The organism is Clostridium sp. ATCC 25772 (genome assembly GCF_001573875.1).
In the GTDB taxonomy this organism is placed as follows: domain Bacteria; phylum Bacillota; class Clostridia; order Clostridiales; family Clostridiaceae; genus Clostridium_J; species Clostridium_J senegalense.
This window is the reverse complement of the sequence record NZ_LFRG01000026.1, coordinates 15,790-34,816: the sequence shown is the minus strand read 5'-3', so window position 1 is coordinate 34,816 and position 19,027 is coordinate 15,790. Positions and strand designations below refer to the sequence as shown.

At 27.6% G+C, this 19,027-nt stretch carries 12 protein-coding genes and 1 riboswitch; all 12 genes read right to left on the bottom strand.

Annotated features, from left to right (window positions below; all coding sequences use genetic code 11):
* Positions 1-14: 14 nt before the first annotated feature.
* The 12 genes from AZI32_RS10765 to AZI32_RS10710 all read right to left on the bottom strand — a co-directional run bounded on the left by AZI32_RS10765 (position 15) and on the right by AZI32_RS10710 (position 18,077).
* Complete coding sequence (locus AZI32_RS10765) at positions 15-1,055, bottom strand: ATP-binding protein (RefSeq protein ID WP_061995844.1); 1,041 nt, start codon at positions 1,053-1,055, stop codon at positions 15-17.
* Positions 1,056-1,086: 31 nt separating this feature from the next.
* On the bottom strand, positions 1,087-1,821 hold the full coding sequence (locus AZI32_RS10760) for an ABC transporter permease (RefSeq protein WP_061995843.1): 735 nt from the start codon (positions 1,819-1,821) through the stop codon (positions 1,087-1,089).
* Positions 1,821-2,660 carry an ABC transporter ATP-binding protein gene (locus AZI32_RS10755; protein WP_061995842.1) on the bottom strand — a complete coding sequence of 280 codons (840 nt, stop codon included), beginning with the start codon at positions 2,658-2,660 and terminating at the stop codon, positions 1,821-1,823. Before AZI32_RS10755 ends, AZI32_RS10760 begins: the two co-directional genes overlap by 1 nt.
* Positions 2,647-3,693, bottom strand: a complete 1,047-nt coding sequence (locus AZI32_RS10750; RefSeq protein ID WP_061995841.1) for a radical SAM protein — start codon at positions 3,691-3,693, stop codon at positions 2,647-2,649. Before AZI32_RS10750 ends, AZI32_RS10755 begins: the two co-directional genes overlap by 14 nt.
* Positions 3,686-7,438, bottom strand: coding sequence for a cobaltochelatase subunit CobN (gene cobN, locus AZI32_RS10745; RefSeq protein WP_061995840.1), 3,753 nt, complete (start codon positions 7,436-7,438; stop codon positions 3,686-3,688). Before cobN ends, AZI32_RS10750 begins: the two co-directional genes overlap by 8 nt.
* A gap of 46 nt (positions 7,439-7,484) precedes the next feature.
* On the bottom strand, positions 7,485-8,684 hold the full coding sequence (locus AZI32_RS10740) for an ABC transporter ATP-binding protein (RefSeq protein ID WP_242865296.1): 1,200 nt from the start codon (positions 8,682-8,684) through the stop codon (positions 7,485-7,487).
* Positions 8,681-9,709: an iron ABC transporter permease gene (locus AZI32_RS10735; protein ID WP_061995839.1), complete on the bottom strand. Its 1,029-nt coding sequence runs from the start codon at positions 9,707-9,709 to the stop codon at positions 8,681-8,683. Before AZI32_RS10735 ends, AZI32_RS10740 begins: the two co-directional genes overlap by 4 nt.
* Positions 9,710-9,738: 29 nt before the next feature.
* Positions 9,739-11,187 (bottom strand): ABC transporter substrate-binding protein, encoded by a 1,449-nt coding sequence (locus AZI32_RS10730; protein WP_061995838.1) that lies wholly within the window; start codon positions 11,185-11,187, stop codon positions 9,739-9,741.
* A gap of 134 nt (positions 11,188-11,321) precedes the next feature.
* Positions 11,322-11,495, bottom strand: a riboswitch (cobalamin riboswitch).
* A gap of 242 nt (positions 11,496-11,737) precedes the next feature.
* Positions 11,738-11,995: a hypothetical protein gene (locus AZI32_RS10725; protein ID WP_061995837.1), complete on the bottom strand. Its 258-nt coding sequence runs from the start codon at positions 11,993-11,995 to the stop codon at positions 11,738-11,740.
* A 154-nt stretch (positions 11,996-12,149) separates the two neighbouring features.
* Positions 12,150-13,343, bottom strand: coding sequence for a pyridoxal phosphate-dependent aminotransferase (locus AZI32_RS10720; RefSeq protein WP_061995836.1), 1,194 nt, complete (start codon positions 13,341-13,343; stop codon positions 12,150-12,152).
* Positions 13,344-13,685: 342 nt separating this feature from the next.
* Entirely contained in the window at positions 13,686-14,978 is a 1,293-nt protein-coding gene (locus tag AZI32_RS10715; RefSeq protein ID WP_061995835.1) for an NCS2 family permease, read from the bottom strand.
* 231 nt (positions 14,979-15,209) lie between these two features.
* On the bottom strand, positions 15,210-18,077 hold the full coding sequence (locus AZI32_RS10710; protein WP_061995834.1) for an SNF2-related protein: 2,868 nt from the start codon (positions 18,075-18,077) through the stop codon (positions 15,210-15,212).
* Between the last annotated feature and the right edge of the window lie 950 nt (positions 18,078-19,027).

Below are 19,027 nucleotides of genomic sequence, written 5' to 3'. Positions count from 1 at the left end.
AAAGCACTCCTTCCTTAAGCTATTGCTATTTCGTTAATTATTTCTTCAATCTTAGAAAAATTCATAACTCCTTCTTCAAATGGTTTTTTTCTCATTCTATGTGGAAGGGTTAACTTTGCTGATTCAATCATATCTTCACTAGTTACATTCTTTCTTCCATTTAATGCAGCTATAGTCATTGCTGTTTTTATCATACTTATATCTGCCCTATGACCATCTACATCCATTTCTATACTTATAGTTGCTGCCATTTGTAATATTTTTTCATCAAAAGTAACTTCTTTTAATATATCCTTTGCTTTTACAATTTTATCTCTTAATTTTTTTTGCTCTTCCTCATAACTTAATATAAAACTTTCCTTATTGTTTTCATATTCTAATCTTCTTTTAATTACTTGAACTCTTTTTTCGCTATCCCTCTCACCTATTACATCAACTACCATACCAAATCTATCTAGAAGTTGCGGTCTTAAATCTCCTTCTTCTGGATTCATAGTACCTACAAGAATAAATTTAGCTGGATGTGAAAAAGACACACCTTCTCTTTCTATTGTGTTTACCCCCATAGCTGCTGAATCAAGTAAAACATCTACTACATGATCATCAAGAAGGTTTACTTCATCTACATAAAGAATATTTCTATTAGCATTAGCCAAAATTCCTGGCTCAAATTTCTTTTCTCCATTTTTAATTGCATATTCAATATCTAAAGTTCCTACAACTCTATCTTCTGTAGCACTAACTGGTAAATCTACCACCCTCATCTTCTCTTTTTTTTCTTTTAAAACTTCATTCTTCTCTATTTTTTTACCACATTCTATACAAATATTACTTTTATTTTTAGGATCACATCCAAAAATACATCCTTCAACCTGTGACTTTTCTGGTAAAAGCTCTGCTAAAGCACGAACTGCTGTTGATTTAGCAGTACCTTTTTCTCCTCTTATCAAAACACCTCCAAGAGATGGGTTTATAACATTAAGTATTAATGCTTTTTTCATGCTATCTTGACCAACAATTGCTGTAAATGGATAAATTTCTTTTGTATTTTTCATTTTATAAGACTCCCTTCAAATATAAGCATTGTTATTCTGCTCTTTTACATTTTCTTATTCCTATTAAAAATATAAATATAAAATATAAAATTAAAATAATAGGATGTATAATCATATTCGTTAAATTGTCATTACTACTTCTTAATCCCAAACTAGTATGAGTTAGTGGCAATAACCATATAATATTCTTTATTGTTAATGGCATTTTATCTAATGAAAAAAATGTTCCACATAAAAATGACATTGGTGTAATAACAAAGCTTGAAAACTTTGACATATCGCTATGTGAATTTATAAATACCCCTACTGTAAATCCTATTGCTGCGAAAACTAAACAATTAAGAATAATTATTAAAATAAAATAAAGATTTATTGTTATTCCTGCTTTAAAAATTATAGATAAAACTATTATTAATAATGCTGAATACATTCCCATTAATGCTCCAGCTACTATTTTCCCTAACGCATAATATGCTATAGAAATAGGTGCTATCATAAAAGTTTCAAAGGTTTTATAAAATATTCTTGATATATTAACTGAATTTGCTGTGTTATTATAACTTGATGTCATTGTAGTTAAAGCAATAATTCCTGGAATTACAAAATTAATATAAGCTTTACCTTCTACAGTTACACCTCCACCAAGTCCCCATCCAAAAGCTATTAAATACAAAATAGGTGAAACCATTGATGCCAAAGTTATAGTCCAAAATTTACGTTTAAATAGTATATATTCTTGCCATAAAATGCTTGTAAATGTTGACATTATGCTTCCACCCTTCTATTAGTTAATTTAATAAATACATCTTCTAAATTTGATGATCTAATATTTACATTTCCTTCTAATTTAGATGCAAATAAAGTAGCTTCTTCCCTTGTTTCAAAAAATTCTTCTTTAGTTTCTCCATTTTTAAAATACTCAACAGTAAATTTACCAACCTTTTCTATTAACTTTTGTGGAGAATCTAGTTCCATTAGACTTCCACCATCTATAAGCCCTACTCTATCGCACAAAATCTCAGCTTCTTCAATATAGTGAGTTGTTAATAATACTGTTAGTCCTTCATCTTTTAACCTTTTAAGCAAATCCCACATTTTTCTCCTTGCATTTGCATCAAGTCCTACTGTTGGTTCATCTAAAAGAAGTAAGTCAGGATTATGCATAAGTGCTATTGCTATCATAAGTTTTCTTTTCATTCCACCAGAATATCCTTTAACAATTTCATTAGCCCTTTTAGTAAGTTCTGTAAATTCTAAAAGTTCCTCTATTCTTTTTCTTCTTATATGTTTAGGCATTTTATAAAGTCTTCCATGAAGCTCAAGATTTTCCCAAGCTGTCATTTCAACTTCTAAATTATTTCCTTGCGGTACTACACCTATTTTCTTTTTAACTTCTTGCAAATTTCTATTCATATTTTCATTATTTATAATAATATCTCCTGACGTAGGTGGAGTCAGTGTACTTATCATTCTAATGCTTGTGCTCTTTCCAGCGCCATTAGGCCCTAAAAGCCCAAAGAATTCACCTTTACTAATTTGCAAATTCAACTTATTTACTGCCATTACATTATTATATTTCTTTGTAAGCTCTTTAATAATTAGCATTCTTATACTCCTCTCCACCCTGTTTAATTTCTTTTTCTACAATCTTAAAAGAGGTTTTTCTTAAAATACAATCCTCAATGTTTATTTCACTACTTTTACCATTTATAATATTCCTTGCTGGACATGCTCCTACACAAATTTTTTCATATTTGCATATTTTACAACTTTCAGATTTATTATTAGTTATTCTAATCTCTCTTTGTGAAGATAAATTAGATATATTCCCCATATAATATTTCTCATTTTTACTAAGAGAACCGCAAGGATATAAGCTTCCATCAGGATGTACCACCATAGACCCTCCATAGACTGCATGGCAATAATCTGTGCATATATTGTTTTCTGTAATTCTTTTTCTTGCATCCTCTATTTCTCTTATAATTATTTTTCTTCCAGTTAATTTATATAATTCAATACTCCTATTGTAGGCCTCTTTTAAATGCTTTTCTATTTGAGATGGAGTTGCCTTTTTTACTTCACCATTAGAAGCTCTTCCAGTTTTTCTTAATAAATCAAGGCCTATACCTCCAACATTTCCTAAATATAAAGCTAAATCTACAAGCTTATGTAAATGTTGAATACTTTCATTAGTTACGACACAATTTAGATTTACCATTATACCTTCCTGTGCTAAGATTCTTATTCCATTTATAACATCCTTTGTTTTCCCTCTTAATTTTTCATTAATTCCTATAGGTCCATCTAAACTTACACCAAGGGATATATCCATTTTCTTAATTTCCTTAGCAACTTCACTATTTATCAAAGCTCCATTAGTTTGCATTTGAATTTTAATTTCTGGATTATTAACTTTTAAATAATTATATATATCTTTAACAAGATTAAAGTTTAAAAGTGGTTCACCTCCTGCTAGTTGGAGTTTAAATTTAGACTTTGGCATTTCTAATGCTTTTCTTGCTGTTTCAAAGGTCATATATTCATTTTTCTCTCCTGCATTTGCATAACAGTATTTACATCTCAAATTGCAATCATTAGTTAACCATAGCACTAAAAATTTCACATTTTTAAACATAATCTTCTATATCTCCTTCTATGTCCATGTATATCTGTCTTAATTTTTCTACACTCTCCTTATTTGCATTCCACATGCCTCTTTGATTAGCTTCTAACAATCTTTCAGACATACTGTGTATAGCCCATGAATTCACACTTTTTATCCACTCTCTTTTTTCATCATCAAAAAGATAAGTTTCACTTATTTTTTCATACATCCAATCTTCAACAACATCGGCAGTTGCATCCCATCCAAATACGAAATCTACCATACCTGAAATTTCCTGAGCACCTTTATATCCATGCGGCTTAAGTCCCTCAAACCATTTTGGATTTAAAATTCTACATCGCATGATTCTCGCTGTTTCTTCTTTAACTTCTTTGACTTTAGCTCTAGATGGATCACTAGTATCTCCACAATAAGATTTAGGCATTTTCCCTGAAAAAGTTCTTACTGCTGCAATAAGACCTCCATGATAATTATAAAAATCATCACTATCAAGCATATCTATTTCTTGTGAAGATTCATTTTTAACAGTTACTTGTGCTAAAGACAATCTTTTTGCAAATACATCTTTAAGTTTATCTCCATGAATTTTACGCCCATAAGCATGTCCACCCCATAATGCATATACATTTCCAAGGTCACTAACATCATTCCAATTCTTACTATTAATTAATGTGTCTACACCAGCACCGTATGTCCCTGGAGGACATCCAAATATTCTTAAACTTGCTTGTTGTTGTGCTTTTTCCACTTCAATACCACTTTTAATTAAATTATTAATTTCACTTAATATGTTTTTTCTTATATAGTTTGTATCATCACTTTCATCTAGGCTTGATGCAAGATTAACGGCATCCTCAACTAATTCAATAATATTAGGAAAAGTATCTCTAAAAAGACCAGATATTCTTAAAGTAACGTCAATTCTTGGTCTTTTTAATTCTTGTAATGGTATAACTTCAAGTCCTATTACTTTATCTGTATCTCCTAACCATTTAGGCTTTATTCCCATTAAATAAAGAGCCTGAGATATATCATCTCCGCAAGTTTTCATCGTTTCTCCAGAATATACAATCATTACAACTGTTTCAGGATATTTTCCTTCATCATTTAAATATTTGCTTATTAAATTATCACCAAGTTGTTTACCTACTTTCCATGATGCTCTAGTAGGAACCGAAGTAGGATCTATAGAATAAAAATTTCTTCCTGTTGGTAATATATCTACTCTTCCTCTAGTTGGACTTCCTGAACCACCAGGTGGCACAAATTCTCCATTTACTGCATTTATAAAATATTTAATTTCATCTGTTGTACCATTCAATTTATCTTTAACAACAGTACATGCATACTCTAATGTTTTTCTTAAATCATTTAAATTGCTTGTTTCTACTTTAAAATATTTCTTTAATATATCTTCAATAGTTTTAATTTCATAATTTGATTTATGAATTTTATTTATTATGTCCCTACTTATCTCTTCCATTTCATCTAATAACATTAAATTTGTTTTCCCTGCATTATTGATATCATATGGATTATCTTTTAAATATTCATAATCTAATTCACAAGCAATACAGACACCTTCAATTAATGATAAAATATTGCTATTAGATATTCTTAAAAGTGCAGAAACTAAATTTTCAAACCTTTCTTCTTCCGGAACTTTACCAAAAATATGTAAGCCATCTTTTATTAAGGAGTTTTTGATTTCTTCAATCCAACCATGAAAACGTTCCATAAATAAATTAAAATCATTTTTTATTTCTTCTTTACTCATATTTAAATCTATATGATAATTATTTTTTACAACTAAATTTACTATCTCATCTTCTATATGTTTTACTTTTGTATTATCTCCTTGTTTTGCATGATAGTACTGCTTTATTAAATCATCAACGTTTTCCATTTCACCATAAGTTCCACTTTGCATAAGTGAAGGAATAAGGTGATCTAAAATAACTCCATTTCCTCTTCTTTTTACCTGAATTCCTTCACCTACAACATTTATGCTATAAGGATAAATATGAGGCATATCATCAATTGCAATATCTGTGTAACAATCTTTCGAAAGTCCAACTTCTTTTCCAGGAAGCCATTCTAATGTACCATGTGTTCCAATATGCGCAATTACATCAGCTTTAAATACATTTTTTACCCACTTGTAAAAAGCTATATATTGGTGAGGTGGAACAATATCTGTACTATGATAAACTTCATCTGCCTTTTCTTCATATCCCCTTGGTGGTTGAAGTCCTATAAATATATTTCCGTTAATAATACCTGGTATTGGGAGTTTATCATTAAATACCATAAATTCCCCAGGTGGAGTATCCCAATCATGTGTCATTTTATTCTGAACCTTTTCGGAAAGATTAGAAAACCATTTTCTATATAAATTACCCTCTATTATATCTACACTCTTTTCTATAGCCTTTTCTGGTGATAGCCATCTCATATCATTACTTACAGCATCAATAATTCTATTTATTATTTCATCACCATTTTCAAAATCATACTCTGTATATACACCCTCACTTTTTAATTTTTCTACTATATTAAATACAGTAGCAGGAGTATCTAATCCAAAAGCACAACCAATCATATCATTTCTTGGTGGCATATTATGAAAAATTATTGCTACTTTCTTATTTTTATTTTCCATAACTCTAAGCTTTGCCCAATTTAAAGCTAACCTACAGACTTTATTAATTCTTTCTTTGATTGGCTTAAATACTAATTTTTCTCCTATTTCATCTTTTACTTTTTCGCAATAAGATGTAGTTACAGTAATTATTTGTCCATCAAACTCTGGATAATAAACACTTCCTGTAAGAGACATCATGTCAACACCTTGCAATGAATTTTCCCAATTTTCAAAACTTTGATAAGTGTTTAATCCTTGAAATACTGGGACTTTTATATTTTCAAATATACTTTTATCCACTACAGTTGTACCATCTCCAGGGTTACTTAATATACTTTGAGAATATCCTATAGTATTTATAATTGCATCAACTTGGGATTTACCATCTTTCATCAATATATTATCAACAACCCATTGAAATCCCTTACATCCGATAGATGGATTAGGGGCACTAGATGTATATATTGCTAATGGTTGACCTTGTAGATTTTCTATCTCTTTTATAAATCTATCAATATGTTCTACATTATTTTCATGCATATATTTGCTATAAAATAAAATAGCAATAATCGGCTTTTCATTATTTCTTAAACCTTCTATATATTCTTCATAGTTTTCTATATTTTTTCCTGGATAATATATACCTTCCCATTTAGGATATTTAGGTGAATTAACTTTATAATTTTTTTCACCTAAATTTTTAGCTAAATGTAGTATCATATTTTCTAAATTTTCAGTATCTCCTATTAAAAAATAGTTTAATATACCTATATATTCCTCTTTAGAAATTAATGATTTTTTAAATAATTCATTGTTTTCATCATCTAGACCTGAATGAATAAAAAATTTCTTTTTTCCTTGATACTTGTCCATTATTTTATTTAAGCTTTTAAAGTAACTTATCCCACCATGTGCCGTGATAAAAATTATATCTGAACATTGAATTTCTCTCATGCACTTATTAAATTCTTCTGGATTTTCATCTATTGTATAAGTGTCCATAAGCTCTATAGAAAACTCATCATTATATTTTTCTTGAAGTGACATATTTACTTCTTTTAATTTGTATGATGAATCCATTGGAGACATTATAAATAAAAGTCTAAACATTATAATTCTACACCCCCCTGAAATATACACTATTTCATTTGTTAAATTATTTTTTAGTTACCATATAACACTCGTTTAAAAGCTCTAATATACTATTTACATTTTTAATATTTTTATAACAATCACTAAATAGTCTCATAGTCTCATATTCATTTCTTAAAGATAAAACTATCTTTTTTCTTCTTATAGCTTCCCTAATAATTTCAGTATTTAATTTATTTATACCCTGAAGACTTGCCCCAGAATCTATAACTATATTTACATCATTTAATGCATTATTAGCATAGATTACATCCTTCTCTTTAATTTTTTCATAGGGTTTAGCACTATAAATCTCTAATCCCATAGTCCTTGCTACTTCATAATCAATATCATTTTCATAAAGTATTCCTGTTGAAATTCCTATATATCGTTTAGTAAGAGCCCTATATATGTGCGAAGCCTTACCACATCCACCAAGTATAAATACTTCAGGTTTACATTTATTTTTAAGTTCTACCGATCCTAATAAATTATTATAATTATTTTCCATACCATATAAATTGTTTATTACTTTTTCATCTACTACATCTTCTGGAGTTCCATATGCCAACATAGAATTATCTTTTATTAAAACTACTTTATCGCAACTTTTAATAGCAATGTCTATCTCATGTAAACAAACTACAACTGCTATATTTTTTTTCTTGCTAAGCTCTTTTAAAATATCCATAAGTTCTAATCTATGTCTTATATCTAAATGAGTTGTTGGTTCATCTAATATAATAATTTCTGGTTCTTGAACTAGTGCTCTTGCTACTAAAACTTTTTGTTTTTCTCCATCACTTAATTCATTAAAATATCTTTCTTTTAAATGTTCTGCATTTACAACTGATAAAGCTTCCAATATTTTTTCATTATCGTTTTCATTAAGTCGTCCAAAAAAACCAGTATGAGGATACCTTCCCGTGGATACGATTTCATATACAGTAGTTAACTCTCCTGAAAATTTATTTGTTAAAACTAATGCTAATTTTTTAGCAAGTTCCTTTTTATCAATTTTATCTATATTTTCATTTTTTAAATAAACTTCCCCATCAATAGTTTTTAAAAGCGTTGAAAGAGTTCTTAATACTGTAGTTTTTCCAGCTCCATTTGCACCTAAAAAACAAAGTATTTCACCTTTATTCACTTGTATCTCAACATTATTAACTACAACTTTTTTATCATAACCAACAGATAAATTCTTAGTTTCTAACATCATCATATAGTACTCCTCCTTTTAAGTATAAGGAAAATAACTATTGGTGCTCCAATAAAAGAAGTTATAGCACTTATTGGTAGTTCAATTGGTGCAAAAATAGTTCTAGCAATCAAGTCACAAATAGATGTTACTATACCTCCTAATATTATTGTTCCTGGTACAAGTACTTTATTATCTGTTGTTTTAAATATAAGTCTTGAAATTTGAGGAACTGCTAAACCAATAAATGCAACTGGACCTGAAAATGCAGTTACAACTGAAGCTAAAATGCTTGAAATTGCTACAATAGCTATACGAAATTTTTTAATCTTCACACCCATACTTTTAGCATAATCTTCACCTAATAAAAATGCGTTTAAAGGCTTTATAATAATCATACTTAATAGTATAGCTGGAATTCCTATAATCATTAAAGCCCTAACTTGTTCCCATGTAAATCCTGAAAAGCTGCCCATTCTCCAAATTGTAAATCCCTGAAGTTTTTCCTTATCTGCAAAAGCTGTTAATACACTTGTAACTCCACTGCACAGATATCCAAACATCATACCTATTACTAATAGCGTAACTACGCTTTTTACTTTTCCTGCAAAAATAATTACTATACACATAACTATTAATGAACCTATAAAGGCTGCTGCTACTAACATAAAAGGAGAAATGCTTTCAAACCCAAAACTCAAACCTCCCAGCATAATAATCCCAACAGCAAGAGAAGCTCCTGATGATACTCCTAAAACATAAGGCTCAACTATAGGATTTTTAAAAAATATTTGAAGTAATAATCCTGAACAAGCTAATGCTGACCCTCCTATTACTGTAGCTAATGCCCTTGGAAATCTAATATTCCAAACTATATCATAAAAAGGGTCCTCTATGATATCTTTATTAAATAAAATATTACCTACATTGAAAGCGCCTATTTTTACAGACCCAAAACAAATACAAAAAATTAACGTGAAAAATAGTGCTAATATTAATACAGAAAAAATAATTGTGTATTTAACTCTAGATTTTTTTATAAATTCCATCTTTCTCTCCAATGTTAATTTTTAATTCTTTATTCTTTATAATTTACATAATGTTTTATATCTTCACCTATAGAACCTGGATGGAATATTTCCATTAAATCTATAATAAGTTCATCTGTTTTATCTATTGATTGATAGTAATCTGGAGCAAAACACCAAACTTTTTTATTTTTAACTACATCAAGTTTCTCAAGGATAGGAGCTTGTTCAATAACATTTTTTAATTTTGGTGTATAGTTTGTAGTAGAAGAATACATAAATATATCTGCATCATTAGCCTTTGCATATAACTCCTCTATGCTTATGTTCCCACTTCCTATTCCATCATCTTTAAACATATATTCTCCGCCAGCCATCTCTATCATTTTTGCAACATATGAATCACCTTTAGGTATATATACTTTTCCTTTACTTATTGTTGCCCATACAATTTTAGGCTTATCTTTTCCCTCTATATTTTTACTTGCAGCCTTAACTTTTTCTATAGCTTCATTAAATTGCTTTTCTGATTCTTCCTCTTTATCATAGAATGCACTCATTAATTTAGCCCATTCCATTCTTCCGTAAGGATTTTCTTCTAAATATTCATTATCAACTACATAATTTATATTCAGTTCCTTTAGCTTTTCAATAAGTTTTTGTTGTCCTGATGGTCCAGTATACACCACTGCCAAATCCGGTTTCATCATAGATATTTTTTCATAATCTGGTGAATCTCCTCTTCCAACAAACTCTATATCGCCCTTTTCCATTCCATTTTTTATCTCATCTATACTCCAATTTTTAGCTTCTGTAGTTACAGCTTTAACACTATTAAGAGCACCTATTGATCTTAATAAGCATGCTTGAGTTGTAGAACCTAATAAAACATTATCTATTGGAGTATTAATTACTATTTCATCTTTATATTCTTTTGGAACTTCTTTTCCTTGTGGAACTAAAATCAAAGTTCTCTTTTCTCCATCAGTTATTTTTTTAATGCCACCTTTCAAATACTTAACACTAAAAGCCTTTGTATACTCTAATGGCATTTCTGTTTTTATGTTTAATTCTTTATTTTCTTTATTATATGTAAATCTAGCATCTACAGCTTCATTCAGAAAATCCATTATAACGTATACATCATCATTTTCTTTTTTTATTTTATCCTTTAGATTTATAACTGTAGAATTTATTTTTGCTTCATCATTTTCTAAATTTATAGTTATAATATCTTCTTTATTTTTAACTGTTACTGTATTTTTTTCTAATAAAAACTCTCCTTTCAAATAATTAGTAGTATCTTTTAAAGATACATATACTTTTTCATCTTCTAACTTTGTTTTAACTTTACTTTCACTTTTTTGATTATCCACAACTACATTAGATGTTGTAGATGTTGAATTTAAACTAGAACACCCAGCAAATCCTACACTTATTACTGTACATAATGTAATACTTAATATTGTCTTTGTAATTTTTTTGTTTAATCTTAACATTTTTTTCCCCCTAAAAACTTATTTATATAATTTAAAATAAAAAAACCTCTGAAAAACAGAGGTTTTATATCGAATAAAAATAAACATTAAAATAATATTTATTATCTTTCATACACCCAATTTCCCTCCGAAATCTATGACATAATATATTAGGCAGGTCTCCTGACTCACGGCTTAACCTTAATCATCCTTCCCAGTATTACCCAGTGGATTTGACTTCGTATCCGTATACAGTAGCGGGGGCTGTAGTGGATTTTAACCACTTTCCCTATTATACCTATAAAGGTACCCAACATACACACTATTTAATTTTCTATTTCAAACACTTTCATTATATTCTTAAATTTTACATTTTTCAAGCTATTTTTTATCTTTTTCTTAAATATACCATGTTTTCAGTGAAAAATTTTAATTATTTTACAATTTTTTAATTTAATAGATTATAAATTTAATCTTATTCATTATTTTATTTTTTATTTTATTTTTTATAATAACAAAATCATATTCTGGAACAACACCTTCTAAATTTGGATTTTTAACAGTTTGTATGTTATCTGCATAATCTGGAGAAATATCTTGTACTATAAAATGTACTTCTAAAATCTATATAAATAATTGATGGAACATCTTGTTTTAATTTCTCTAAGTTTTCAAATTCAACAACTACTATCGCAAGACTATTATTAATTGCATATCCACAAGCATAAGAAACTTTATTTATTTCTTTTGTAAAATCTCCTCTATACTCTATTAAAAAATGATATGCATTCTCATCATAATATAAATTACACTTATTTAAGCCTGCCATGATTATCTCCCTACCACCTTTATTACATATACTATTATTTATATTTTCTATTTAACACTTTAATACTTTACATTAAAAATATTCGCATTCCACTTAATTAAACATATAAAAAAGCCTTCCTATAAATTTAAATTAGGAAAGCTTTTTTCATATATTACTTATTTAATTTTAAATATTCATTTAATCCTTCTTTTAATATTCTTGCTGCATCTTCTAATGTTTCTTTTTCTAATACATAAGCAAGCCTTATTTCATCTTTTCCAAGCCCTTCTGTTCCATAGAAACCTTCTGCTGGACAAGGCATTACTGTTTTTCCTTCCATTTCAAAGTCCTTTAATAACCATTTTACAAAGTCATCGGCGCTTTCAACTGGTAGTTTAGCCATTATATAGAATGCTCCTGTTGGTTTTTTACATACTACTCCAGGAACTTTTATAAGTTCGTTATATAAAACATCTCTTCTTTCTCTATATTCTTCATTAACTTCTTTTAAGTAAGAAGATGGAGTTTTATAAAGCTCAACCGCCCCTATTTGCTCTAATGTTGGAACTGATAACCTTGCTTGACATAATTTTAAAAGTTCTGTCATAACAGCTTTATTCTTAGATGCTATAGAACCTATTCTTGCCCCACATGCACTATATCTTTTAGAAACACTATCAACTATTATAACTCTATCTTCTGCTGCTTTTATATTTCCAAAGCTAGTGTACTCTCCTTCATATACAAACTCTCTATAAACCTCATCTGCTATTACCCATAAATCTTTTTCTTTTGCTATTTCAGCTATCATTTGAATTTCTTCTTTAGTGTAAACAACTCCTGTTGGATTTCCAGGGTTTGATAAAAGTATAGCAGAAGTATTTTCATCTATTTTAGCTAATATTTCTTCTTTTTTAGGTAGGTGAAAACCATTTTCTGCATAAGTTGTAACTGGTCTTATAGTAACACCAACTGCATTTGCAAAACTGCTATAATTTGAATAAAATGGCTCTGGAACTATTATATTGTCACCTTCATCACATATTGTTAACATAGCAAATAACAATGCTTCACTACCACCGTTTACTATTAATATTTCATCTTTATTAAATTTGATATTATATCCTTCGTAATATTTTTGTATAACTTCTATTAATTCTGGTAATCCCTCTGATAATGCATATTCTAAAACTTCTTCTTTATGATTTCTTATAGCATCTACAAATCCTTGTGGAGTTTTAATATCAGGTTGTCCTATATTTAAATGATATACTTTTTTACCACTTTTCTTAGCTTCTGCTGAATAAGTTAAAAGTTCCATTATTGTTGATGCTTCAACATTTCCTATTCTTTTTGATATTTTCATTTGTTATTCCTCCTATATTCATATACAATTTAAAATTAATATATTTTTTTATATTTTTATATAGTTTTATATTTTATACCTTGTTTAAAATTTGAGACAATTTAAAATTCGATATGTTTAATATTTCAAACAAAATTTTAATGTATGTAAAGGTATAACTTTATTTAATTCTATCATATTTGTTTTAATATGTCATTTGAAATAGAAATGCTACGAATTGAGTTTATTTTTAAAATCTTTGGATATTTCTTTTTAATTAATTATATTAATTAAAGTAAAAATAACCAGTTAAAAGATAAGGGCTTAATTTATCTTTTACTGGCTATTTTTATATTATATGTATTATATCAAAAACTTTAACAGAAATATTATTCCTATTATAACTGTTGTTATACTTATGTCTTTATGTTTTCCTGAACACAATTTTAATAATATGTATGATATTACACCAAAAACTATACCATCTGATATTGAGTATGAAAATGGCATCATTATAATTGTTAAAAATGCCGGTATAGCTTCAGTATAGTCATCTAAATCTATTTCTTTTATAGGTTCTATCATAAATAATCCTACTAATACTAGTGCAGAAGCTGTTACAGCTGGTGTTATTACAGCGAATATTGGGGAGAAAAACAATGCTAGGAAAAACATTACTGCTGTAGAAACTGCTGTTAATCCTGTTCTTCCACCTTCAGCAACCCCTGATGCACTTTCAACAAAGGTACTAACTGTACTAGTCCCTAAACAAGCACCTAATGTTGTTCCTACTGCATCTGCAAAAAGTGCCTTTTTAATATTGGGAACTTTTCCATTTTCATCTAACATTTTAGCTTTTGTTGCTACTCCAACTAAAGTTCCTATTGTATCAAACATATCCATAAATAATAATGTAAATAATACAATAACCATATCTAAAGAAATTATGTTATGCCATTCAAAAGCAAACATTGAAGATGAAATTGATGGTGGCATACTTACAATATTAGATGGCATATGAGTAATTCCCATCGGTATACCAATTACTGCTGTAAGAAGCATTCCTATAAATAATGCCCCTTTTATATTTCTAGTTAATAATATTGATGTTAGTATTACACCTATTATTGCTAAAAGTCCTTGACCTGAAATAATATTTCCAAGTGCAACTATTGTTCCACCACCGTCTGGATGAACTACTATTCCAGCGCCTTCAAGTCCTATTAATGCTATTAATAGACCTATACCTACTGATATTCCTTTTTTAATATTTTCTGGTATTGAATCCACAATTGCTTCACGAACATTAAATAACGTCAAAAATATAAATATTAATCCTTCTAAAAATACTGCCGTTAATGCAAATTGATAAGAATATCCCATGCCTTTAACTATTGTAAAAGCAAAGAATGCATTTAATCCCATTCCTGGAGCTTGTGCAAAAGGCAATTTTGCATAAAGTCCCATTATAAGTGTTGCTATTACTGCTGACAATGCAGTTGCTGTAAATACTGCTCCAGAATCCATACCTGCTACTGACAGAATAGATGGGTTAACTATTAAAATATACGCCATCGTCATAAATGTAGTCATTCCCGCTACTATCTCTGTTTTAACATTAGTATTGTTCTCTTTAAGCTTAAAATACTTTTCCATATCTATCACTCACTTTATCTTTTTTTTGAACACGCTTATTATAATAGCATAATTCTTTTTAAGTGAAAAGAGTTTTTACGAATATTTTTTTATTTTTTTATGAAATAATCTGCTTTTATACGTTCCTTATTTTTATTTTTTCTATAAATTTATGCATTTTTTATTTTCAAAATGAAAACTACAGTGATTTTAAAATAAATCTCAACTGTAGTTTCCCATATTTATAAATTATTATGAAAATAATTGTTCTATTTCCCTTTGTGATAAGCTGGAGATAAAACTACCCTCAGAATTTTTATCTTTTAGAACATTATCTATAATATTTCGTTTTAAACTGTGAAGTTTTATTATTCGTTCTTCAATTGTTCCCTTAGTTATCAATTTATATACCTTAACTGTTTTATCTTGTCCTATTCTATGTGCTCTATCTGTTGCCTGACTCTCTACAGCTGGATTCCACCATGGATCAAAGTGTATTACCACATCTGCAGAAGTTAGATTTAATCCATATCCACCAGCCTTTAACGATATTAAAAAGACACTTTGTTCTCCTTCATTAAACTTTTCTACAAGAGAAAGTCTATCTTTAACTTTTGTTTTTCCTGTTAAAATTAATGTATCTATTTCCTCACTGTCAAGTTCATTTTTAATATTTTCTAAAATGGTTACAAATTGGGAGAATATTAAAATTTTACTTCCATTACTTATTGCCTCTCTTACAATACTTTTTAACATTTCCATTTTCCCATTTGGCCCATTATATTCATCTAAAACTACTCTTGGGTCACAACATACTTGTCTTAGCCTTGTAAGCAATGAAAATATGTGTATTTGACTTTTATTTATTCCCTTATCTTCAATTTCATTTTGAACTAAATTTCTAGCATTTTTCAAACATACATCATAAGCTCTTTTTTGTTTAATAGGCATATCTATTATAATTTGTTGTTCAATCTTTTCAGGAAGTTCTAAAAGTACATCTTTTTTCATTCTTCTTAATATAAAAGGTCTTATAATTTGATTTAGGGTATCTAATGCAGCCTCATCTCCAAATTTTTCTATTGGATATTGAAAAGCTCTATAAAATTTTGATTTCGATAACAAGTACCCTGGCATTATATAGTCAAAAATAGACCAAAGTTCTAAAAGGGAATTCTCTATAGGCGTACCTGTTAAAGCAAATCTAGCCTTTGCATCTATTAACTTTACAGCTTTTGAATTTAATGTATTTGAGTTTTTAATTTGTTGTCCTTCATCAATAAAAGAATATTGAAACTCTATGTTATTATAATAATCAATATCTTTTGCTAAGGTACTATATGATGTTATTACCACATCATATTCATTTATTGTTTCAAACAGTGGTCTTCTTTCCTTAGCTACTCCATAAATAACACAAGTTTTTAAATTAGGCGCAAATTTTAATATTTCATTTTCCCAGTTATAAATTAACGATGTAGGCGCTACAACTATAGATGGATATTTTTTATCACTATCTTTGGAATTTTCTACATAGTCAAGTATTAAACATATTGCTTGAAGAGTTTTTCCAAGTCCCATTTCATCAGCAAGTATTCCCCCTAAATTTCTTAACGCCAAAGTTTTAAGCCATTTAAATCCTATAATTTGATAATTGCGAATAACTCCTTGCAGATTTTTAGGCAGTTTAAACTCATCTTCTACACTTTCTATTTTATATATAAATTCTTTTAACTTTTCTTTCTTTTCTATATAAAGTTTGTTATTAGCCTCATTTTCTGCTATATCATTAGCTGTTTTTCTCCATTTTTGGGTATGAAAATTTCCACTTCCGCCTTTTACAAAGACAGAAGCAATTCTTGATACAACAAATCTTCCATTTTTAGACTTACTACTTGAAAAATTTCTTGACCCTATTCCCTCATAAATTTTAAACAATTTTTTATTATTTAAATATATATAGGAACCATTCTTCATCGTTACTATTTTCTCTTCATTTTCTATGGCATTAAAAATATTATTAACATCCTCAAAAGTTATCTCTTCAATACCTAAGCTAAACTCTATATATTCATTATAAACCTCCATAGTAGGTTCATAATCATTTTCTTTATATACTTTTTTACATTTAAAATCCTCGCTTTTATGAATTGTGCCCAATTCTTTCAATTTCTCTTTTCCATGCAATATGAAATCTATTATATCTTTTGTATTATCTAAAACAAATCCTATTTTTCTCATATCAAAGTTATATTTTTTTAATACATCGTTTACTTTTTTCTCTTTATCTAAATCTCTTGAAGATACTTTTTGGGACTGCATAAATTTATCTTCACTGCAAATATCAATTACAATATCTCCATAAGTAAACATAGGATTCACCGTGATTTCATTTGTATTACTTTCTATATAGAAGTCCACTTTTAAAGGCTGAATTTTTTTATTTAAATTAGGCCTTTCTATATAAAAATAATTACTAACCTCTTTTAATTTAAAAGAAATCAACCCTATTGTTTTTTCTAAATCCTTATTCTTAAAGGTCAGTGTAGAAGATCCTAATGTATTAAAATTCTTATAAAAAGTGCTATATCTAAAAGATTGCATTGTTTCTGGTTTATAAATATTATTACCCAATAAAAAATATTCAAAATTATTTGTACTATAATCAGGAATCTCACTAATTTGAGTTAACTTCACTTTATCTTCATCTTCATCAACAAATAATTTAAATTTTAAATCTAAATTTCGATTTAATATTTTTCTATTTAGGTATTTTTTACCATTTGTAATTAAGTCAAATTTGCAATTTTCAAGGAATTTTAAAACCTCAACTTCTTCATCACTATTTAAAACAATAATGTCACTTTCTAAATAATTCCCTTTCAATAAAATTTTTAGAAAATTATTATGCTGTTCATAAAAATTTTTATAAGATATTTTAAAACTATTATTAACTTTAATTATTTTATCATCTTTTATATTTCCAAAAATTTCTTTAAACTTATAATTTTCACCTACTTCATTTTTTCTTACAACATTAAACCTTAATAAGGTATTTTTAACTTCCTTATTAAGGTTTAATTCTAATTTCATATCTAAATTAATAAAATCATCAATCATTTTCATCACCAATCATTAAACGTAATTTATATAACTCTTTAAATTTACTTACAATTTCTCATAAATCACCTTTTTATTTATCCTAAGTTATTATAAGGTTTCAAGTTTACTTTTAAAATTACTCATACCGAAACTTAAATACTGTTAAGAGTTAGTTATTCTCATAAATATTTCAAATAACAATATTTTAGACTTATAAATAATTCTAATTTCCAGTTTGTTTTTCTATAGGGTTCCAAGTTGACTTTTAAAATTATCCATTCCAAAACTTGGATACCCAAAATAGTGAGACATGCTCTGAATCACTTGGAACTCAACACTATATTTTGTATAAAAATATTTTAAAGTTATTAAATAAATTTAAATTTGAGCTTGTTTCCCTATATAGGGTTCCAAGTTGACTTTTAAAATTACTTATTCCAAAACTTGGATACCCAAAATAGTGAGACATGCTCGGAAACACTTAGAATTCAACAATACATTTTGTATAAAAATATTTTAAAGCTATTGAATAAATTTAAATGCGAGCTTGTTTCCCTATAGAATTATATAAAACTTTATAAAATTATAATATATAATAAAACCTAAAACTGTTCAAATAGAAATTTTAGGTTTTCTTTTAATATAATATAATACTATATTATTATAGATTTATTTTTATGACTATTTTAAGTTTATTTTAATAACTTAAAATTGTATTTATAATAAAATATCTATATATAATCTTATAAGCTTAATTAAACTTCTTTATAAAAACATGTTAAACTTTAAATTTTACCTAATAAAATAGTATTTATTTTTATATATGAGGTTTTTAAATACTATTTTACCGTAATTTTTTACTTTTTTCAATAGTTCATTATTTTTTATTTTAGATTATATATATAATTCTGCCCAATACCTTTTTTTAAATTCAATATATACTAAAAAAGCTTATACTAAAAAGGCTA